The organism is Shewanella sp. MF05913 (assembly GCF_059758095.1).
Window position 1 is genome coordinate 17,623 of record NZ_JCAYNT010000011.1, and the last position, 21,825, is coordinate 39,447.

Annotated in this window: 18 protein-coding genes; all 18 read left to right on the top strand. The window is 43.7% G+C overall.

The features are described 5' to 3' along the window. The first annotated feature begins 10 nt into the window (after positions 1-10). The 18 genes from flgL (at position 11) to fliL (ending at position 21,796) form a co-directional block, all read left to right on the top strand. The gene (flgL, locus tag AC19MV_RS13560) at positions 11-1,216 is read left to right on the top strand and encodes a flagellar hook-associated protein FlgL (RefSeq protein WP_498308189.1); all 1,206 of its coding nucleotides are present in this window, start codon (positions 11-13) and stop codon (positions 1,214-1,216) included. A gap of 251 nt (positions 1,217-1,467) precedes the next feature. Beyond that, positions 1,468-3,045 carry a flagellin gene (locus tag AC19MV_RS13565; RefSeq protein ID WP_498308191.1) on the top strand — a complete coding sequence of 526 codons (1,578 nt, stop codon included), beginning with the start codon at positions 1,468-1,470 and terminating at the stop codon, positions 3,043-3,045. Positions 3,046-3,294: 249 nt separating this feature from the next. After that, positions 3,295-4,869, top strand: coding sequence for a flagellin (locus AC19MV_RS13570; RefSeq protein WP_498308192.1), 1,575 nt, complete (start codon positions 3,295-3,297; stop codon positions 4,867-4,869). Between the two features lie 344 nt (positions 4,870-5,213). Beyond that, complete coding sequence (locus AC19MV_RS13575) at positions 5,214-5,663, top strand: flagellar protein FlaG (protein ID WP_498308194.1); 450 nt, start codon at positions 5,214-5,216, stop codon at positions 5,661-5,663. Between the two features lie 67 nt (positions 5,664-5,730). Then, positions 5,731-7,095 (top strand): flagellar filament capping protein FliD, encoded by a 1,365-nt coding sequence (gene fliD / locus AC19MV_RS13580; RefSeq protein WP_498308195.1) that lies wholly within the window; start codon positions 5,731-5,733, stop codon positions 7,093-7,095. Positions 7,096-7,150: 55 nt separating this feature from the next. Continuing rightward, on the top strand, positions 7,151-7,495 hold the full coding sequence (locus AC19MV_RS13585) for a flagella biosynthesis chaperone for FliD, FliT (RefSeq protein ID WP_498308197.1): 345 nt from the start codon (positions 7,151-7,153) through the stop codon (positions 7,493-7,495). 6 nt (positions 7,496-7,501) lie between these two features. Further along, positions 7,502-7,906: a flagellar export chaperone FliS gene (gene fliS, locus AC19MV_RS13590; protein WP_498308198.1), complete on the top strand. Its 405-nt coding sequence runs from the start codon at positions 7,502-7,504 to the stop codon at positions 7,904-7,906. 535 nt (positions 7,907-8,441) lie between these two features. Next, positions 8,442-9,872, top strand: coding sequence for a sigma-54 dependent transcriptional regulator (locus AC19MV_RS13595; protein WP_498308200.1), 1,431 nt, complete (start codon positions 8,442-8,444; stop codon positions 9,870-9,872). Positions 9,873-10,321: 449 nt separating this feature from the next. Continuing rightward, positions 10,322-11,539 (top strand): sensor histidine kinase, encoded by a 1,218-nt coding sequence (locus tag AC19MV_RS13600; RefSeq protein ID WP_498308202.1) that lies wholly within the window; start codon positions 10,322-10,324, stop codon positions 11,537-11,539. Beyond that, positions 11,532-12,881: a sigma-54-dependent transcriptional regulator gene (locus AC19MV_RS13605; RefSeq protein ID WP_498308204.1), complete on the top strand. Its 1,350-nt coding sequence runs from the start codon at positions 11,532-11,534 to the stop codon at positions 12,879-12,881. Before AC19MV_RS13600 ends, AC19MV_RS13605 begins: the two co-directional genes overlap by 8 nt. 188 nt (positions 12,882-13,069) lie before the next feature. Continuing rightward, positions 13,070-13,411, top strand: a complete 342-nt coding sequence (fliE, locus tag AC19MV_RS13610) for a flagellar hook-basal body complex protein FliE (RefSeq protein WP_160054603.1) — start codon at positions 13,070-13,072, stop codon at positions 13,409-13,411. 72 nt (positions 13,412-13,483) lie between these two features. Further along, positions 13,484-15,166: a flagellar basal-body MS-ring/collar protein FliF gene (gene fliF / locus AC19MV_RS13615; protein WP_498308333.1), complete on the top strand. Its 1,683-nt coding sequence runs from the start codon at positions 13,484-13,486 to the stop codon at positions 15,164-15,166. Next, complete coding sequence (gene fliG, locus AC19MV_RS13620) at positions 15,159-16,205, top strand: flagellar motor switch protein FliG (protein WP_498308206.1); 1,047 nt, start codon at positions 15,159-15,161, stop codon at positions 16,203-16,205. Before fliF ends, fliG begins: the two co-directional genes overlap by 8 nt. Positions 16,206-16,266: 61 nt before the next feature. After that, the gene (fliH, locus tag AC19MV_RS13625; RefSeq protein WP_498308207.1) at positions 16,267-17,403 is read left to right on the top strand and encodes a flagellar assembly protein FliH; all 1,137 of its coding nucleotides are present in this window, start codon (positions 16,267-16,269) and stop codon (positions 17,401-17,403) included. After that, a complete protein-coding gene (gene fliI / locus AC19MV_RS13630; RefSeq protein ID WP_498308209.1) occupies positions 17,400-18,740 on the top strand; it encodes a flagellar protein export ATPase FliI in 1,341 nt (446 codons plus the stop codon). The genes fliH and fliI overlap by 4 nt, the downstream gene beginning before the upstream one ends. A gap of 3 nt (positions 18,741-18,743) precedes the next feature. Beyond that, on the top strand, positions 18,744-19,190 hold the full coding sequence (gene fliJ / locus AC19MV_RS13635) for a flagellar export protein FliJ (protein ID WP_498308211.1): 447 nt from the start codon (positions 18,744-18,746) through the stop codon (positions 19,188-19,190). A gap of 315 nt (positions 19,191-19,505) precedes the next feature. Beyond that, positions 19,506-21,176, top strand: a complete 1,671-nt coding sequence (locus AC19MV_RS13640; protein ID WP_498308212.1) for a flagellar hook-length control protein FliK — start codon at positions 19,506-19,508, stop codon at positions 21,174-21,176. 92 nt (positions 21,177-21,268) lie between these two features. After that, positions 21,269-21,796, top strand: coding sequence for a flagellar basal body-associated protein FliL (fliL, locus tag AC19MV_RS13645; RefSeq protein WP_432403519.1), 528 nt, complete (start codon positions 21,269-21,271; stop codon positions 21,794-21,796). Positions 21,797-21,825 lie beyond the last annotated feature (29 nt).

Consider the following 21,825-nt stretch of genomic DNA (forward strand, 5'->3'; position numbering starts at 1 on the left):
GAGATAAATCATGAGAATTTCTACCGGACAAATGTTTCAGCAAAGCACCAACAGCATTTTAGAAAAGCAATCGGCCACTAATAGCATCATGGGGCAGATTTCGAGCGGCAAAAGAGTCGAAACCGCAGGTGACGACCCAGTAGCGGCCATTGCGATTGATAATCTTAAACAAAAAAACACTTTGGTTGATCAATTTGTTAAAAATATCGATTACGCCACTAATCATGTACAACAAACCGAAAGTCAATTAGGTCAAGCCGATACGTTAGCCGCCAGCATGAAAGAATCCATGCTTCGTGCAGCAAACGGCAGCATGACAACTGCCGAGCGGCAAACCATTGCCGATGACATGCGTCAAAGTCTTGAACAATTAATGTCCATTGCCAACACCAAAGACGAGTCAGGCAATTATATTTTTGGCGGCACTCAAACTAACGACATTCCATTTGCCTTTAATAATGCGGGTCAAATTGTTTACAGCGGCGACTCAGGTATTCGCAAAAGCAATATTGCAACAGGCGTACAGATTAATACCAATACCCCAGGTGATGCTGCCTTTATGAACGCCCCTAATGCCATGGGCGACTATGGCGTCAATTATTCGTCATCACAGCAAGGCGACTTTGTTGTCACCAGCGCCAAAATAACTGACTCGGCGACCTATACTCCTGGTTCTTATAGCTTTAGTTTCGCCGATGACGGTGCTGGCGGGCTTAATATTTCAGTAATCGATAGCGCAGTTCCTCCGATTACGACGGTGACACCTTTTGACGCTTCTGTGCCGGTAAGTGTTAACGGCATTGACGTTAAACTAGATGGCGAACCTAAAGCTGGCGATACTTTCAGCATCAATGAAGTTGCAGAAGTCAGTATTTTCGATACCTTCAGCAAGGCTATCGCCTTATTTGAAAGTGGCTCTACAGTACAAACACCAGCAGGTCAGTCAGAGTTGGCACAACTATTGAATAACCTAGACAGTGGTGTCAATCAAATGAGTCAGCAACGTAGCCTAACCGGCAACAGCTTAAAAGTGTTGCAACAGTACAGCGACAATCACACTGACGAAAAAATTATTAACACCTCGGCATTATCAAAGTTAGAAGACCTAGATTTTGCCTCAGCGATTACCGAGTTTGAAAAACAACAAATGGCGCTTAACGCGGTATCCAGTTTGTTTACTAAAGTCGGCACGCTCAGTTTGTTTGATTATATATAACCAGTTTACCCAGACTTTAAATGAATGGTTTTATTGACCATAAATTAACAGTCTGTAGCTCGAAACATATGCTTAAAGTAACAGCAGCACAAAGCAATTGCAGAGTAATTGCAGCGTAAAGCAACTGGCTTGTTAGCTGTAAAGCTTCAGTCATTCGGCATAAGTTTAAAAAACACATTAAACAGTTTACATGATTAACCGTTTAGCCAAGCTCCGAGTCTTGGCGTTCAACTAAGAAGAGGATTTTACATATGGCTATTTCAGTTAATACCAACGTCACATCGATGAAAGCGCAGGGCAACTTAAACAAAGCGCAAAGCGCAACATCCATGTCTATGGAGCGTTTAGCATCAGGCTTACGCATTAACAGCGCTAAAGATGATGCCGCAGGGTTGCAAATTTCTAACCGCATGACCAGCCAAATTAACGGTATCGGTGTCGCGATTCGTAATGCCAACGACGGTATATCAATTGCACAAACGGCTGAAGGTGCGATGCAGGAATCGACTAACATTTTACAGCGTATGCGTGATTTGTCTTTACAATCTGCTAACGGTTCTAACTCTGCTAGTGACCGTGAAGCAATGCAGAAAGAACTGTCGGCATTGCAAACGGAGTTAACTCGTATATCCGATACCACCTCATTTGGCGGTCAGAAATTGCTTGATGGAAGTTATGGTACGCAAAAATTTCAAGTGGGTTCTAATTCAAACGAAACGATCTCTTTATCGCTGAACAGTGTTGCAGCGGAAAAAATAGGTATGGAAAGTAAAACGCTAAGAGTAGCGGATGCAATCGGTGGTTTTTCTGGTGTACGAACCTCTACTTTGGCTTTTGGTGATAACGATAAAGTTGAAATGCAAGTTGGTAACGAAAAGACCGCAATCGCATTACGAGATGGGATGAGTGCGTCTGATTTGGCGGGTGAAATTAATGGTGTTGATGGTGTGTACGGTGTAAAATCCAATACTTCAGTTGGGGTAACGGTTACTTCCGTAAATACCAATGCCGATGATACGCTGAATTTGGTTGTTGATGGTGTTGAAGTGTCGCTTGCAATTGGCGTCGTTCAAACAACTACGGTTACTCAAAGTGATGCTTTAGGTGATTTATTGCTGGCTGACACCACCACAATTAATAAGCTGAAAGATAAGGGTATTACGGTTAGTCAAGACCCTACAACTGGGGCGATGATTTTTAATAAAGCCTCTGGTGAGAATATTTCAATCAGCGGCTCTTTGACTCAAGGCGGAACCGGTGGAGCAGACATAGCTATCCAGGCAAGGAGTAAGGATGGCCTTAGTGCTTTGGGGACGGCTACAGATATCAATGCATCGGGTACTGCTGGTACTGCGTCAACGATAGCTAATTTAGATGTGACAGGTGCTCTAGATTGGAGCGCTGCAACGGTAAGTAAGGACGCTGCCACAGCCCAATTAAATGTAACTGGAGATGCATCAGGTGCTTTAACGACTGCTAATTTGTCGTCAGTGATTGGTGCCGATGCCGAGCTTTCAACAGTGGCTAGTATTGATATCTCGACTGCTGGTGGCTCACAAAACGCGATTGACATTATTGATGCCGCATTGGCAAGTATTGATAGTCAGCGAGCTGACCTCGGTGCGACGCAAAACCGCATGGACTTTACCATTAATAACTTGGGTAACATTCAAAATAACGTGTCAGATGCACGTAGCCGCATTCAAGATGTTGACTTTGCTGCAGAGAGTGCAACATTAAGTAAGCAGCAGATTCTGTCACAGGCTTCATCAGCGATGCTTGCACAGGCGAATCAGTTGCCACAGGTCGCCTTGTCTTTATTGGGGTAAAAATCCACAGAGCCATTGATTTTATTTAAAGCCGCCATTAACTCAGGGCGGCTTTTTTCTTTTTAAAATTTTTTATTTGTAGTTGTTAACTGGCGTTGAGTTGTTTATTTGTATTTATTTTTTCAATAAGAGTAAAAAAAATTAAAGTTCCTGGTAACTATGCCGTTACCTTAAGTGTAACCAATATGATCCGCCTGGCTAACTAAAAGACAGGCAATGTCTACAGTCAGGAATACGAGGAATTAAATCATGGCTATTTCAGTAAACACTAACGTCACATCAATGAAAGCTCAGGGCAACTTAAACAAAGCCCAAAGCAGTACAGCAACTTCTATGGAACGTCTAGCATCAGGTTTGCGCATCAACAGCGCCAAAGATGATGCGGCAGGCTTACAGATTTCTAATCGATTCACAAGCCAAATTAATGGTCTTGGTGTGGCGATGCGTAATGCTAATGATGGTATCTCGATTGCGCAAACCGCTGAAGGCGCTATGAGCGAGTCAACTAACATCTTACAGCGCATGCGCGACCTGTCATTGCAGTCTGCTAACGGTTCAAACTCTGCAGAAGACCGTACATCTATGCAGAAAGAAATTTCTTCGTTGCAAACTGAATTGACTCGTATCGCAGAAACCACTTCATTTGGTGGTCAAAAGTTACTTGATGGCAGTTACGGTAGTCAGAAATTCCAAGTAGGATCTAACTCTAACGAAACCATTTCAATAGCCTTGGGTGATATTTCAGCAGACAAAATAGGTATGGAAAGTAAAACGCTAAGAGTAGCGGATGCAATCGGTGGTTTTTCTGGTGTGCGAACCTCTACTTTGGCTTTTGGTGCTGACGATAAAGTTGAAATGCAAGTTGGTAACGAAAAGACCGCAATCGCATTACGAGATGGGATGAGTGCGTCTGATTTGGCGGGTGAAATTAATGGTGTTGATGGTGTGTACGGTGTAAAATCCAATACTTCAGTTGGGGTAACGGTTACTTCCGTAAATACCAATGCCGATGATACGCTGAATTTGGTTGTTGATGGTGTTGAAGTGTCGCTTGCAATTGGCGTCGTTCAAACAACTACGGTTACTCAAAGTGATGCTTTAGGTGATTTATTGCTGGCTGACACCACCACAATTAATAAGCTGAAAGATAAGGGTATTACGGTTAGTCAAGACCCTACAACTGGGGCGATGATTTTTAATAAAGCCTCTGGTGAGAATATTTCAATCAGCGGCTCTTTGACTCAAGGCGGAACCGGTGGAGCAGACATAGCTATCCAGGCAAGGAGTAAGGATGGCCTTAGTGCTTTGGGGACGGCTACAGATATCAATGCATCGGGTACTGCTGGTACTGCGTCAACGATAGCTAATTTAGATGTGACAGGTGCTCTAGATTGGAGCGCTGCAACGGTAAGTAAGGACGCTGCCACAGCCCAATTAAATGTAACTGGAGATGCATCAGGTGCTTTAACGACTGCTAATTTGTCGTCAGTGATTGGTGCCGATGCCGAGCTTTCAACAGTGGCTAGTATTGATATCTCGACTGCTGGTGGCTCACAAAACGCGATTGACATTATTGATGCCGCATTGGCAAGTATTGATAGTCAGCGAGCTGACCTCGGTGCGACGCAAAACCGCATGGACTTTACCATTAATAACTTGGGTAACATTCAAAATAACGTGTCAGATGCACGTAGCCGCATTCAAGATGTTGACTTTGCTGCAGAGAGTGCAACATTAAGTAAGCAGCAGATTCTGTCACAGGCTTCGTCAGCGATGCTGGCGCAGGCGAATCAGTTGCCACAGGTCGCACTGTCATTACTATAATCGCTTCTGTAATCACTACTGAAATCGCTATTGGTACTATTGTTACAACTAGTAAGTAATAGGTAGTGGTAGCTCGTGATATGGTAGATGATTGACTGTTACGCACTGAGTGAATCGGTAACATAACGGCAATAGAGAAAAGGAGGATTCACAGTTGAATCTTCCTTTTTTGCTTTATGCGATTAGCAATTATTCTTAGCGCTTAGTGCTTAGTGCTTAGTGTTTAGAGCTTAGTATTAGTTGCAAATAATTGAGTAATGCAGATAGATGCTAGCTTATAGCTGCCTGGTCTTAGCGTTGTATTGGTATGTGTTGTTAAAAGATTGCGGCAATTGGAGGATGTTATGGACAATAATTCAATGGGCATTACAAGTTCGCCTGTAAGCCCTTCGGTAACAAATAGACCTGAAGTAATATCCGATGCTTTGCCGGGTCGTAATGGCGTGTCAAATATTACAGTTGAAGCAAGCATTCATGCACCCGAAGTAGACAAGGTATCGTTGACCAAGGCGATAGCGGAAACTCAGGCTGATGCTAACGCTGCAGCCGAGACTAAAAAAGAGCAATCAGATGCTGAAGCACTCGCGGCAGTGGTTGAGCAATTGTCCGAGGTGATGTCGATAATGAATAAAGGCTTAGCATTTTCGATTGATGACGATTCAGGCTCAGCGGTAGTGAAAGTGATGGATATCGACACCGGTGAGTTGATAAGACAAATTCCCAATGATGAGGCCTTAGAGTTGGCGCAAAAATTGCTTGATGTTAAAGGGCTGTTGATGAGAACGGAAGCCTAATTAGCGTTGTGCTGAATATTTGATAAAAGATAATGATACTTTTAAAATAGAATAAGTTGAGGTAAATATGGCTTTAACATCGGTAGGGTTAGGTTCAGGCCTGGACATTAACGGTATTGTATCGGCTTTAGTTAGCTCAGAACAAGCCCCAAAAGTTGCTCAATTTGACGCTAAAGAAGGTGCCATTAGTTCTGAAATTTCAGCGCTGGGTTTTTTGAAGAGTACCTTGTCTACATTTCAAGACAGTTTAAGTTTTTTGTCAAAAACCAGCTCGTTCGACAGCCAAAGTGTTTCGCTATCTAACAGTGATTACCTAAGTGCGACGGTAAAAAATACTGCCGTGTCAGGTAGCTATAGTCTTGCTGTAGAACAATTAGCGGTAAGTCAAAAAGTCGGCTCTGCGGCAATAAGTGACGTAACAGCACCCTTAGATGAGGGCTCGTTAAACTTTGCCGTTGACGGTAATAGCTTTGATGTTGCTGTAACCGCTGAAGATACTTTACAAACGTTAGTGTCTAAAATTAACTCAGCTAAAGATAATGTTGGCGTTACCGCTACCATTGTAAACAGTGATGAAGGCGCTAAATTAGTGCTAACCTCTAACAAAACCGGTACCGCTAATAATATTAATGTAACAGCAACCGATACGGGTGCAGGCACGGTACTGGCTGACACTTTTGCAATGAGCGAAATACAACCAGCAAAAGATTCAATTATTTATATTGATGGCTTAAAGCTCACGTCAAGCAGCAATACTGTCGACAGTGCAATTGATGGGGTGACCCTTAACCTTAAAGATGCCGATATTGACAAGCCCACAACCTTAACGGTGGCGCAAAATACCAGTTCAATTAAAAGCGGTATTACAGCATTTGTAGCAGCGTTTAATGAGATGACAACAACCATCGCGAGTTTAACAAGCTATAATGCTGATACACAAGAAGCCGCCGTTTTGCAGGGGGATTCATTACCAAGAAGTATTCAAAGCCAGTTGCGTGGCGTTATTTCATCAGCGTTTTCAACATCAAATGGTAACTTGTCATTAGCCTCTATCGGCATTACCACTACGCGCACAGGCTCATTAGAAATAGATGACGACATATTAACCGCAGCATTAAAAGATAATGTGACGGGGATTAAAGAAATGTTTGCTACTGAAGATACTGGTCTTGCAACCAAGTTAGACAGTTACCTTGACTCTTATGTAGGTACTGGCTCAATTATCGACAGTCGTGATAGCTCTTTGGATGAAAATCTTTCTCGGTTAAGTGATCAGCGTGAAGCATTTGCTTTAAAAATGGCATCATTTGAAGCGCGATTATATAAACAATATAACTACATGGACTTAATTGTGGGTCAGTTGAGTACACAGAGCTCAGATTTACAGTCTCGTCTTGATTCACTCCCTGGCCTTGTGAGCCAGAATGATTAATTGACATACTGTTAATGATTAATCTATTTAAGCAAGTAAGAAAGGTAAGTGGTCAATGACTTCAGCAGCGCAACAAGTGTTAATTGATGCCTTAGAGCGGATTAATGAACAGTGTAAAGACGTTTTAAACACCTTAAAAAATAAAAATGGCATAGAAGACTTTGACGAGTTGGTACTTAAATTGCAAGAGTTGGTAGCGGAACGTCAAAAAATGTTAAATGCATTAATTGCAGATAGTGAATTTGTGCAACGTGATTATTTAGAAAGGCAATTAGAACTGACGTTGACTCTTGAAGTAAAAGCCAAGCTGGTTTTGAATCACCTCCATGCAGAGATAAATGTAGGTAAGCAAAATCAACGTCAAGTTAATGTTTATAAAAGTATAGATTCAGATAGGTAGGTATTTATGAGAAGCTCACTCCAGTCATATCGTAAGGTCTCGCTAGAAAGCGAAATTGCGGTGGCTTCACCGCATCGTATTATTCAAATGATGTTTGAAGGTGCATTGCAGCGCATCGCCCAAGCTAAATATGCAATGCAACAAAAAAATTACGCAGAGAAAGGCGAAAGCATTGGTAAAGCCATTAGCATTATTGCGGGATTGAGTGGCAGCCTTAATATGGATGCAGGTAGTGAGGTTTCAGCTAACCTAGATAACCTTTATGAGTATATGTTGAGAAGATTGTCTGAGGCTAATGTAGCCAATGATGTAGATAAGCTCGACGAGGTTGCTACTTTACTCAGAACCATTAAAGAAGGTTGGGATACCATACCACAAGATATGCACGAGTTAACCACTGAAGCAAGTTAATCGTTACAGCATACTGTATTTAAAGTAAAAAAGACGCTTTGCGTCTTTTTTACTATTGGGCCAAAAATAATGACTTTGTATCAGTTTTTCATTTAAGTCTTGCTCGTAAGCAGTTTATATCAGTTGCTCATATTAAGTTGCTAATATAACGGGCTCGCATAAGTGACTCATTTAAGTTACTCATTTTAGTTACTTAGATAGGCGCAAAGATGATTTATTGAGTTTACGTTGTATTTTTAGACTGAAAAAACAGCATTTTCATTAAAAATGTGCCTTGATGTAGATAATATGTAACTGTTGCTTGCTTATGCCACGCTGTTAATACAATATTTATGAGTAAACTCATTTTTCTTGCTGCTAAATTGCAGATTAACAAGCCAATTGAGCGATAATGATAGAATATTGTAACGTGGTCAGTTTTTGGCGACTTTTTTGGCGACTATTTTTGATACAATGTATTTTGGTTTATGTGGCTGTTTTTTGTGGCATAATCATCCTGGATAAAAACCTATAACAAGAGCTTTTGGCCTTCTGAATGATGCAAATAGAACAAAGAATGTTAATTGTCGGTACCCCATCAGAGCGCGTGACTCGTTTGTGCTGCATTTTCGAATTCCTGGGCGAGCAATGCGAAATAGTCTCTCATCAATCTTTATTGCCATTAATTGAGCAATCGCGTTTTCGTGCCGTAGTGATTGTTAATGACAACATCAGTGCAGAGAGCATCAAAAATATTGCCGCGATAGCGCCCTGGCAACCTATGCTGTTGCTTGGCGAATCTGAGGTGCATTTGTCTAATGTGCTTGGGCAAATAGAAGAGCCGGTAAATTACCCGCAATTAACTGAGTTACTGCATTTTTGTCAGGTTTTTGGTCAGGCCAAACGAGAACACACCTTAACCAGTGGCAATCAAACCAAATTATTCCGCAGCCTAGTCGGCCGCAGCGAAGGCATTGCCAACGTAAGACATTTAATTAATCAAGTGTCTGGCTCTGACGCTACCGTGCTGGTATTAGGTCAGTCGGGTACAGGTAAAGAAGTGGTGGCGCGTAATATTCATTATTTGTCTGAGCGCCGTGATGGACCGTTTATTCCGGTAAACTGTGGTGCTATTCCACCAGAACTGCTTGAAAGCGAATTGTTTGGCCATGAAAAAGGCTCGTTCACTGGCGCGATATCTGCCCGTAAAGGCCGCTTTGAGCTCGCCGAAGGCGGCACACTGTTTTTAGATGAAATTGGCGACATGCCATTGCAAATGCAAGTTAAGTTATTACGTGTATTGCAAGAGCGGGTGTTTGAGCGCGTCGGTGGCAGTAAAACCATTGCAACCGATGTGCGAATTGTAGCGGCAACCCATCGTGATTTAGAAACCATGATCACTGAAAATGAATTCCGTGAAGATTTATATTACCGCCTCAATGTATTCCCAATCGAAATGCCTGCCTTAAGCGAGCGTCGTGATGACGTACCCTTGTTATTGCACGAGTTAGTCAACCGAGTCTTTAACGAAGGCCGCGGTAAAGTACGTTTCACCCAACGCGCCATTGAATCGTTAAAAGAACATAACTGGTCCGGTAACGTCCGTGAATTGTCTAACTTGATTGAACGGTTAACGATTCTGTATCCAGGCGGCCTTGTTGATGTAAATGATTTACCGCATAAATACCGTTACATTGATGTACCCGAATACTGCGTTGAAATTAGCGAAGAACAACTCGAACGCGATGCACTCGCATCGATATTTAGCGATGAAGAGCCAGTTGATATTCCTGAAACCCGATTCCCGAGCGAATTACCGCCAGAAGGGGTCAATCTTAAAGACCTACTGGCAGAGCTTGAAATCGATATGATCCGCCAGGCATTAGAGCAACAAGACAATGTCGTCGCCCGCGCCGCAGAAATGCTCGGTATTCGCCGTACCACCCTCGTTGAAAAAATGCGTAAATACGGCATGAGCAAAGAATAACATTAGCTTATTATTGCTTTGATTCGTCATTAGCAATTAACCTAAAAACACATCCACAGATGTGTTTTTTGCTTCTAGAACTCGCACCACCACGCACGTCATCCTCGAATGCTTTTATCGGGGATCCAGCTGTTGCTTAGCACCTAGAATCTAGCAGGACGCAGTCCACCCTAGCACCTAGTAGGACGCAGTCCGTCCTAGCACCTAGCAGGACGTAGTCCGTCCTAGAACCTAGCAGGACGTAGTCCGTCCTAGAACCTAGTAGGACGCAGTCCGCCCTAGCACCTAGCAGGACACAGTCCGCCCTAGCAGGACGTAGTCCGTCCTAGAACCTAGCAGGACGAAGTCCGACCTCAGGCGAGCCTGCGAGTTCCTAGCCCCCTAGATTCTCGCCTTGGCACACTTAATGCATCCACCAGTTCAAATGTAATTCTTTTGACGGAGTGGCCATGTATTCAGCTCGAGTGTTATCAAATCCGCGTGAAGCGGAGGTTGAGTTGCCGATGACAACATCGTTTACTGCCACCCCACTTATTGCCACACCTTATGCAGCTGCTGCGGCTCATGCTGAATATAGGCCGAGTGAGAGTGCTATACGTCAAAGCATTGCGCATGCGAAAGCACCGGTATTTACACCGGTTGTAAGCGATTTTTCAAGTAAGGCTGCCAATATGTCTAATCAAATGGCGCATATTCTTCAGGCTATGCCATCGGGCGTAGTGATTATTGATGGTGATGGCGTAGTGACACTAGCAAACCCTGTGGCCACCGAACTATTAGGCCGTCCGCTACAAGGGGCGCGCTGGTTTGACATTATTCACCGCGCATTTGCGCCGCAAGACGATGACGGCCATGAAGTGTCATTAAAAAATGGTCGCCGTGTTAAATTGGCGATTACGCCGTTAGCGCCAGAACCTGGGCAGTTAATCGTTATTACCGATTTAACTGAAACCCGTTTATTACAAAAGAATTTATCTCATTTACAACGTTTGTCGTCTTTAGGCAAAATGGTCGCAACCCTAGCGCATCAAGTGCGTACGCCGTTGTCTGCGGCGTTGTTGTATGCTTCAAATTTAGCTAGCCCAAAGTTAACCGATGCTGCGCGAAGCAAGTTTCAATCGAAGTTGGTTGACCGCTTAAACGAATTAGAGCGTCAAGTTAATGACATGTTACTGATGGCCAGAGGTCGTCAAGACAGCATGGCAGAGTCGGTGACTATGGATGACATTATCACTCAAGTGATGGCTAACTGTGAGCCTATAGCAGATAAAAAACAGTGTCAGTTAGAAGCACAAGACACTTCGCATTCGAGCATGTTAGCCAATGCCAATGCGTTAAGTTCTGCGGTGAACAATTTGGTGATGAACAGCCTTGAAGCTGGCGCGACTAAAATTAAAGTGTCTGCCAGTGAAACCGTTGACGGACTATTATTAGATGTGATTGATAATGGCAAAGGGTTAGACCCCTCCATGCAAAAGCAAGTGCTAGAGCCGTTTTTTACCACCAAAAGTCAGGGCACAGGCCTTGGGTTAGCAGTGGTTCAGTCTGTGGTACGCAATCATGGCGGACACATTCAGTTATCGTGTAAGCCCGGAATGGGCTGCCATATTCGATTGATTTTTCCACACGCCAAAAAAGCATATCATCAGGAGGTGACACATGGCTGAAGCACATATTCTATTAGTTGAAGATGATGCTGATTTACGCGAGGCATTACTCGACACCTTGTTGTTAGCTCACTATGAGTGCGTTGATGTTGGCAGTGCTGAAGAAGCGATTATTGCGTTAAAAGTCAACCAGTTTGATATGGTGATCAGTGACGTGCAAATGGACGGCATCGGCGGTATGGGTTTGCTCGGTTATTTACAGCAGCACCAACCTAAGTTACCGGTATTGTTAATGACGGCTTACGCCACGATTAACAGCGCGGTCAGCGCGATGAAGTTAGGTGCAGTCGATTACCTTGCCAAACCTTTTGCGCCAGAAGTGTTACTTAATCAAGTGTCTCGATATTTGCCGTTAAAGCAACATCACGATAAACCTGTGGTTGCCGATGACAAAAGCCTGGCGTTATTGGCACTTGCTCAACGTGTTGCGGTGTCTGAAGCCTCGGTGATGATTATGGGCCCAAGTGGCTCAGGCAAAGAAGTGTTAGCGCGTTATATTCATCAACATAGCCAACGTAATGGACAGCCGTTTATTGCAATTAACTGTGCGGCTATTCCTGAAAACATGCTCGAAGCCACGCTATTTGGTTACGAGAAAGGCGCGTTTACCGGCGCGTATCAAGCATGCCCGGGTAAATTTGAACAGGCCCAGGGCGGCACATTATTACTCGATGAAATATCGGAAATGGAGCTTGGCTTGCAAGCCAAGTTATTACGCGTATTGCAAGAGCGTGAAGTAGAGCGTTTAGGTGGTCGTAAAACCATTAAGTTAGATGTACGCGTATTAGCGACCTCAAACCGCGATCTTAAAGCCATGGCAACGTCTGGCGAGTTTAGAGAAGATTTATACTATCGTATTAACGTGTTTCCGTTAACCTGGCCTGCATTACATCAACGCCCTGCAGATATTTTACCGCTGGCGCGCCATTTACTGGCCAAGCATGCTAAAGCCTTAAATATGACGTCAGTCCCTAAGCTTGATGATGCTGCTACCCGACGTTTATTAACTTATCGTTGGCCGGGTAACGTGCGTGAACTCGATAATGTGATTCAACGTGCGCTAATTTTACGCGTGAATGACGATATTGGTGTCAACGACATTATTATTGATTCCGCAGACGTAAACCTATTATCTAACGATAGCCTCGATGTTGATAAGTCTGGTGATGTTGAAGGGTTAGGTGATGAGCTTAAAGCGCAAGAGCACGTGATTATTTTAGAAACCTTGAATCAATGTCAGGGGAGTCGGAAAATGGTCGCTGAAAAACTCGGGATCAGTGCGCGTACATTACGTTATAAAATGGCAAAAATGCGAGACATGGGTATTCAATTACCCGCGTAATGTTGTTTTTAAATCTATAATTATCTGATTATAAACTATTTATACTGAATTCAACTTATCTGCATATATGTAGGTAAGTTGTTTTTGTTGATGTTATCCCTTCTGTTTTACATCTTGGCATCTATATTGCTTTAACTCCTTATAAGATTATTGTTGTCGTCAAAAAGTCGACGAAAGGGAGTGACACCATGCAGATTAGCGCCAATCCATTATTACAAGAAATGCAATCGCTTCGTGGCGAAATCGCCCCTTCTATTGGTTCATCAATTGCCCCTAACTTGACTCAGCAAGTGAATAACACCACTGGCGCTGATTTTAGCCAGCTGTTATCGCAAGCGGTAGGTAGCGTGAATGGACTGCAACAAACATCATCGAGTTTAGCTTCACGTTTAGACATGGGCGACACCACAGTGAGCTTGTCTGACACCGTTATTGCCCGTGAAAAAGCCGGTGTGGCATTTGAAGCCACCGTGCAAGTGCGTAACAAGTTAGTTGAAGCGTATAAAGAAATCATGAGTATGCCTGTTTAGCCGCTGTCGGTTTTAAGCGCTAGGTAATCCCAAACATCAGACATATAGCAGGTACATATTGTGAGCACAGACATAATGGTAGGTTCAGATTCAACAGTTGACGCCGGTGTCCAGCAGGAGAACAAGTCTGGGCTAATGGGCAACGTCGGCGGGGCTGACATGATGCGCCAGGTGATCATGATTTTGGCTTTGGCTGTGTGTCTTGCATTGGCTGTTTTTGTGATGATGTGGGCGCAAGAGCCGGAATATCGTCCATTGGGTAAAATGGAAACGGCTGAAATGATCCAGGTACTTGATGTACTGGATAAAAGCCAAATTGATTATCAAATTAATGTTGATGTTGTCAAAGTGCCTGAAGACAAATATCAAGAAGTAAAATTACTCCTAAGCCGCGCAGGCATTGAAAGCAGCACTCAAACCAATGATTATTTAAGTCAGGACAGTGGTTTTGGTGTGAGCCAACGTATGGAGCAAGCGCGTTTAAAGCACAGCCAGGAATTAAACCTGGCTCGCGCCATTGAAGAGCTTAAAAGCATTAGCCGCGCGAAAGTGATTTTAGCACTACCAAAAGAAAACGTTTTTGCCCGCAATGCATCAAAGCCAAGTGCAACGGTTGTGGTTAACGTGCGCCGCGGCGGATTAGGCCAGGAAGAAATTGACGCGATTGTTGATATTGTTGGCTCTGCTGTACAAGGCCTTGAGCCAGCACGCGTCACCGTCACCGACTCAAATGGCCGCTTATTAAATTCAGGCAGCCAGGACGGTACCTCAGCTAGAGCGCGCCGCGAACTTGAACTGGTACAACAAAAAGAAGCGGAATATCGTCGCAAAATTGAATCGATTTTAATGCCTATTCTTGGCCCTGAAAACTTTACCTCGCAAGTGGATGTCAACATGGACTTCACTGCGGTAGAACAAACGGCTAAGCGTTTTTCACCTGATTTACCGGCTATTCGCAGCGAAATGACCATTGAGCGTAACTCGTCGGGTCAAAGTTCTGGCGGTATCCCTGGGGCGTTGAGTAATCAACCACCAATGGAAGCTGACATTCCTCAAGTGGCGGGTGAAGCGGGCAGTGTGTCAACAGCCTCTGGCGATATGTCTAAAGAAGCGACTCGTAACTATGAACTCGACACCACCATTAGCCATACTCGCCAACAAATTGGTGTGGTGCGCCGGGTGAGTGTGTCGGTTGCCATTGACTTTAAACCGGGTCAAGTTGATGAAAATGGTCAAGTGTCTCGAGTGCCTCGCACAGAAGAAGAGATGACTAATATTCGTCGTTTGCTTGAAGGTGCTGTGGGCTTTAGCACTCAACGCGGTGATGCGCTTGAAGTGGTCACCGTGCCGTTTATGGACCAGTTAATTGAAGCGCTACCAGAACCAGACATGTGGGAGCAGCCTTGGTTTTGGCGCGCCATTAGATTAGTGTTAGGTGCTTTATTGATTTTAGTGTTGTTTTTAGCTGTGGTTCGTCCAATGCTGAAAAAACTCACTAATCCACAAGGTACCGACATGCCAGCGGACACTCGACCTGGTCATGAGTTAGCTGAAATTGAAGATCAATATGCCGCAGACACCCTGGGCATGCTCAACACTAAAGAAGCTGAATACAGTTATGCCGATGATGGTTCAATTCATATACCTAATTTGCATAAAGATGATGATATGATTAAGGCAATTAGAGCACTCGTGGCCAATGAGCCTGAGCTTTCCACTCAAGTAGTTAAGAATTGGTTACAAGACAATGGCTAATGAAAAAGATAAAGAAAAGGCAAAACCGGCAGCATTTGACCCAGGGTCGATGACCGGTGTTGAAAAAACCGCTATTTTGCTACTCAGTTTGAGTGAAGCCGATGCCGCGTCAATTTTAAAACACTTAGAGCCTAAGCAGGTGCAAAAAGTGGGTATGGCGATGGCAGCCATGGATGACTTTGGTCAAGAAAAAGTCATTGGTGTACACAAATTATTTTTAGATGATATTCAAAAATTCTCTTCAATTGGTTTTAACAGCGAAGAGTTTGTGCGCAAAGCGTTAACCGCGGCATTAGGCGAAGATAAAGCCGGTAATTTGATTGAACAAATCATTATGGGCAGCGGTGCCAAAGGACTAGACTCGTTAAAATGGATGGACGCTCGCCAGGTGGCGACCATTATTCAAAACGAACATCCACAAATTCAAACCATTGTGTTGTCTTATTTAGAACCCGATCAAGCGGCTGAAATTTTTAGCCAGTTCCCTGAAAACACTCGTTTAGATTTAATGATGCGTATTGCCAATCTTGAAGAAGTTCAGCCTGCAGCATTGCAGGAGTTGAATGACATTATGGAGAAACAATTTGCGGGTCAAGGTGGCGCACAAGCGGCGAAAATGGGCGGCTTAAAAGCGGCTGCAAACATTATGAACTACCTCGATACCGGCGTAGAAAGCCAGATTATGGAAACCATGCGTGAGTCTGATGAAGAGATGGCGCAGCAAATTCAAGATATGATGTTTGTGTTTGAAAACCTGATTGATGTTGATGATCGTGGTATTCAAGCCTTGTTACGTGAAGTGCAGCAAGATGTGCTGATGAAGGCACTTAAAGGGGCTGATGAAGCCTTAAAAGAGAAAATCTTAGGCAATATGTCTAAACGTGCTGCAGAATTATTGCGTGACGATCTTGAAGCCATGGGTCCCATTCGTATCAGTGAAGTGGAAGTGGCTCAAAAAGAAATTCTATCTATTGCGCGTCGCTTAAGCGACAGTGGTGAAATTATGCTGGGCGGTGGTGGCGGTGACGAGTTCTTATAATCGATCGTTTGAGTGCCGTTATTTCTGATAGCTAATTTACTAACAATACAAGTGATTGATTATGTCTGAATCCAAATCGTCTAAAAATGTCCTCAGTGTCGATGATGAAGTTGAATTCAGTCATTGGCAGCTTCCTGATATCACGCGAGATAAAAGCCAAGACCCCTCTAATATGTTTGGTAAGTCATCTGAGCCTTACCAAACCAAACCTGTGACCGCTGAAAAATCAATGGCTCCGCCAACCATGGCGCAAATTGAAGATATTCGCGCGGCTGCGGAACAAGAAGGGTTTGAGCAGGGCAAGCAAGACGGTTATCAACAAGGTTTAGAGCAAGGCCGTTTAGAAGGCTTAGAGCAAGGCCACAGTGAAGGTTTTACTCAAGGTGAACAACAGGGCTTTGAAGCTGGGCAAGTAGCCGTTAACCAATTGGTTGAGCAACTCACGCAGCTTATCGCTCAGTTTGAACAACCGTTATCTGTTTTAGATGCTGAGATTGAAGCGGAATTACTGGCGATGACAATGAGTTTAGCTAAGTCAGTGATTGGTCATGAATTAAAAACCCATCCAGAGCATATTTTGTCGGCACTTCGTCAAGGTGTTGACGCACTGCCGTTAAAAGATCAAAGGGTTAAGCTACGCTTAAACCAGCACGATGCAGATATCGTGTCGCAAAACTACCCGCCAGAACAACTGCTAAAAAATCAATGGCAAATCGATATCGACCCGACGTTATCAAACGGTGATTGCATGATTGAAAGCGTGCGTTCCTCAGTCGACTTACGGGTTAAACAACGTATTGAGCAAGTGTTTACTGAGCTTGAAGAGCAAGCCACTCAGCTGACTAAAAATGCCCAACAGCTAAAAACGACCACCCCTAATTATCAATCATCTGAAGTTGAAGATTTAGCTGCTTATACGCAAGTATCTGCTGAGCAGGTTCATGTTGACGATGAGAGTACATCATCAGTTGATCAAGCTGACTCATCACAAACGGACTCTTCACAAATCGATCGTATAGAAGATAGCCATGCGAAAGCGGCTTTGTCGCCTGCCATTAATGAACAACAAAATGTAAATGATCCATCACAACAAGTCCCGATAACGCCAGATACGGTTAGTGTGGGTGATACAGCGAGAGTTGATGAAGCCGCTAATGTTGATGCCGTTAACGTTGATACTGCCAAGGACAATGGATGAGCGATCGTCAACAGCAGCTGCTGAACAAATTTAGCGTTCATCACAAAAAAGTGTTGCCTCTGCGACCAGTGGCCAGTGGTCAATTAGTGCGAGTTGTCGGGTTAACCCTTGAAGCCACTGGATGTCGTGCGCCTGTAGGCAGTTTGTGTTCAATTGAAACCATGGTGGGCGAGTTAGTCGCTGAAGTGGTCGGTTTTGATGATAAATTACTGTACTTGATGCCAATTGAAGAGCTGCGCGGCGTATTACCAGGCGCTCGAGTGACGCCGTTAGGTGAGCAATCGAGTTTAAATGTAGGCATGTCGTTACTCGGACGAGTGCTCGATGGCAGTGGTGCACCGTTAGACGGTTTAGGACCATTGAATACTGACCACCAAGCTGCTCGTCACGGACCCAATATTAATCCCTTGTCTCGACGAGCGATTACCGAGCCTTTAGACGTCGGTGTAAGAGCGATTAACTCGATGCTCACCGTTGGTAAAGGTCAACGTATGGGTTTGTTTGCTGGATCTGGTGTCGGTAAAAGTGTGCTCCTTGGCATGATGACTCGCGGTTCTACCGCTGACATTATTGTGGTTGGGCTGGTGGGCGAGCGTGGCCGTGAAGTTAAAGAATTTATTGAAGAGATTTTAGGTGAGGAAGGCCGAGCACGTTCTGTTGTCGTTGCCGCGCCAGCAGATACCTCGCCATTAATGCGTTTACGCGCGTGTGAAACGTCTACGCGTATTGCTGAGTATTTCCGTGATTTAGGCTATGACGTGTTATTGCTGATGGACAGTTTAACCCGTTATGCCCAGGCTCAGCGTGAAGTTGCGTTAGCGGTGGGTGAACCGCCAGCCACTAAAGGCTATCCACCCTCGGTGTTTGCAAAATTACCCAGACTCGTTGAGCGAGCGGGTAATGGCGGTCCTGGTCAAGGCTCTATTACCGCATTTTATACTGTGCTAACAGAAGGTGATGATCAGCAAGATCCGATTGCTGACGCTTCTCGTGCCATTTTAGACGGCCACGTGGTGTTATCTCGTCAACTAGCTGACTCTGGGCATTATCCTGCCATTGATGTGGAAGCTTCTATTAGTCGCGTGGCGCCAATGGTGATAAGTGGTGAGCATTTAGAAGCGATGCGTCGTGTAAAACAAATGTATTCGTTATATCAGCAAAATCGTGATTTGATTTCTATCGGCGCTTATTCACAAGGCAGCGATCCGCGCATTGATAATGCCATTCGTTTGCAGCCTGCAATGAATGCATTTTTACGTCAGGGCTTTAAAGAACCTGTGAGCTTTGATGACAGTAAACTCATGCTGACGCAAATTGCCGCGCAGTGCCAAGGCTAATCCATGGCTAAAACAGATCCGTTAGTCACCGTGCTTAAATTAGCTGTTGCCGCAGAAGAGAAAGCCGCGTTGCAATTAAAAGCCGCTCAATTTGAACGCCAAAAGCGCCAGGGGCAGCTTGATGCGTTAAATAATTACCGCTTAGATTACATGAAGCAAATGGAAGGCCACACCGGCACCACATTACGTGCAAATCAATATCATCAGTTTCATCAATTTATCCGCCAGGTTGATCAGGCCATTTTACAACAAGTGGCCGTGGTTAAAGACGGTGAAAAACAAGTGGGTTATCGTCAGCAACATTGGCAAGAGACTCAACAAAAGCGTAAAGCGGTTGAGATGTTGTTGGCTAAAAAAGCCACCAAAGAGCAAATAGCTGAGTCAAAACGCGAACAAAAAATGTCTGATGAGTTTGCGATGCAGCAATATTTTCGGCAGAAGATGAAGTAGTTTGTTCAATCAGAATCGATCAAGGTTTGCTTGTCAGCATTAGATTATTAGTATTTTCACCTTATTTTTACCTCAGTTTTTAGCCTCAATGTTTAACTTTAGTATTTTTAAACAAGTGGCACTTAAATTGCTTGATTCTGTTTATAGGAAAACACATCGTCAGCGAAGTGACAGTGCTGAGTGGACTTTTAAAGTCCATGCTAGTTGCTGTCGGGTTATCTACATACCAATGTAACAGTGCATAACGTGCTTGATACTGACCCCTTTTCGTGATGATATTTCACCAAACTTGATTTGATTTAAGTGGAGCCGATTATGCAGCAGATGAGCAATATCTTACTTAGCAATAGCAGTAAATCTGCCGATGTGGGTTCGAAAGGTAACAAGCAAGATGTTGAAAATACGTCATTCTTATCTACTTTTAATCAGGCGAGCGAATCAAGTACAGAAGTAAATAATGCTAACGTTAAAACCGTTGATTCAAATGTCGAAGTGCCAATATATGATGCTGATATTGAAAACGAACTCAATAAAACATCTGAGCAACTTTCTGATGAAAATTCAGATGCAGAGATGATTTTTGCTCAGCTGACGATGGCCGATAATTTAGGTAAGCGTAATCCTCATGGCGGAAATGAATTGCCGTATGTCGATAAGAGCGGTGTTTACACACAACAGGGCGCCACTTTAGAACCTATTGTCAATTCGCCTAATGTAATCGGAAATACATTAGGTGACTTAACGTTTGAACAAATTGATTTAGAGTCTCTTGATAGTAAAAGCAGTGAATTCAATATCGATGAGTTATTTACCGAAACAATTCATTTATCTCCTTCGTCTTCATCTTCACACGTTATCTCAGAGCTTAATCCCGAGCAATTAGCCAATTTAATGGCATTTAGCAAACTTTCTCGCACTGAATTACAAGCACTAGATGCTGAAGCGTTAGGTGAGTTAGTGAGCGATTTTAATTTACAAATGCCCGTTGTGGATGAGTCTATTTTAGCGATGGCAGAGCTCGAACTTGAAAGTATTGATGATACTTCGGTTAATGTGCTTAATACTTATCAGCAAAGCGAGATAGATAAAGCGCTTGTAGTGAATGCGAGAGTTAAAGATCAAGGCGCTACTATGGCGCAATTGGATGTTGAGTTAACATCAATCCCATCTTCAGTGACACTGAGTGCCAGTACCACATCATCATTCAGCGCGGAGTTAAGCGCCTCTCAGTCTGATCAGAATATGACATCAACTTTGGCTGCTGACGCAAAATCTATTTTAGGCGATAAAACGCGGATCGATGGTAATATTCAACCTGTTGCTGCAGAGGTAAAGGCCTTAGAAAAAGCTGAGTTTTCGGTGGTGTTAGATTCTGTTGCAGGTAAGCGTGCGAATGAGTCTAGTGTAAACGTTAACTCCGCCAATAACGGACTTGATATGTTTGCAGATGTCAGCGAGGTTGACAGTAAGTCGTTACAAAATCAAAGTAGCTTTACGCCTGTGCATAAGAGCGAAGTACCGCAATTTCAACTTTCATTAAGGCCGCAGTCGGAAGCGGGCAGCCAGATGCAGGAGATGATCCAAAAGTTTTCTCCTGTCATGAAGCAACAGTTAATCACCATGGTGAGTAATGGTATTCAGCAAGCCGAAATTCGTCTTGATCCACCAGAGCTAGGCCATTTAACGGTAAAAATACAAATTCAGGGTGATCAAACTCAAGTGCAATTCCATGTTGCACAGTCGCAAACTCGCGATCTTGTTGAGCAAGCTATTCCTCGTTTACGTGACATGCTTGCAAGTGAAGGGTTACAACTGACCGACAGCCAGGTATCGCAAGGCGGTAGCGGACGAGAGCAGCAACAAGAGTCATCTGAACATCAAGGCCAGTCATCTGATGGTCAATTGGACGAAATATCAACACAAGACATCAGCTTGATGACAAATACATCAAGGAGTTTACATTCTGCTATAGATTATTATGCTTAAGCAGGTAACCTATACACATAATATGACTTTTTAATAACAATGGGTTATTGAGCTCGTCATCAAGTTAGTCACATTGTTTATTGGGAACCTTTATGGCTGAAGAATTAGAGTTAGAAGAGACTGCAACCGGCGGGAAAAAGAAGAACAAGCTGGTGTTATTTGGTGGCATAGGTTTGGTTGTGCTTTTATTAGCCGCAGGTGGTGCCTGGTTTTTTATGGGGTCAGATGATCCTGCACCTGTTACACCGGTTGCTGAAGGTGCAGATGCTACCCAGTCAGAAGCTGAGGCGGTTGTCTCTGCTCAAGCAGATTATGTCGGTATGCCGAGACCTTTTTTATTCAACTTGCCAGGTGTTGATCGTGCGCGGTTAGTTGAGATTAAAGTGCAGCTAATGGTACGCGGTGAAGACGACAGTATCTTAACTAAGAAACATATTCCTTTAATTGAAGATGCACTGCTAACCACATTTAGTGGTGCAGATGTGCAAAAGCTCAGTACCCAAGCCGGTAAAGATGAGCTTCGTCAATTAGCATTACTTAATGTGCAAAATACGCTGCAACCAATAACGGGCAAAAAAGTGGTTGAAAAAGTCCTGTTTACTGGTTTTGTGATGCAATAACCAAATGCATTAACTGCTAAGGCTACGAT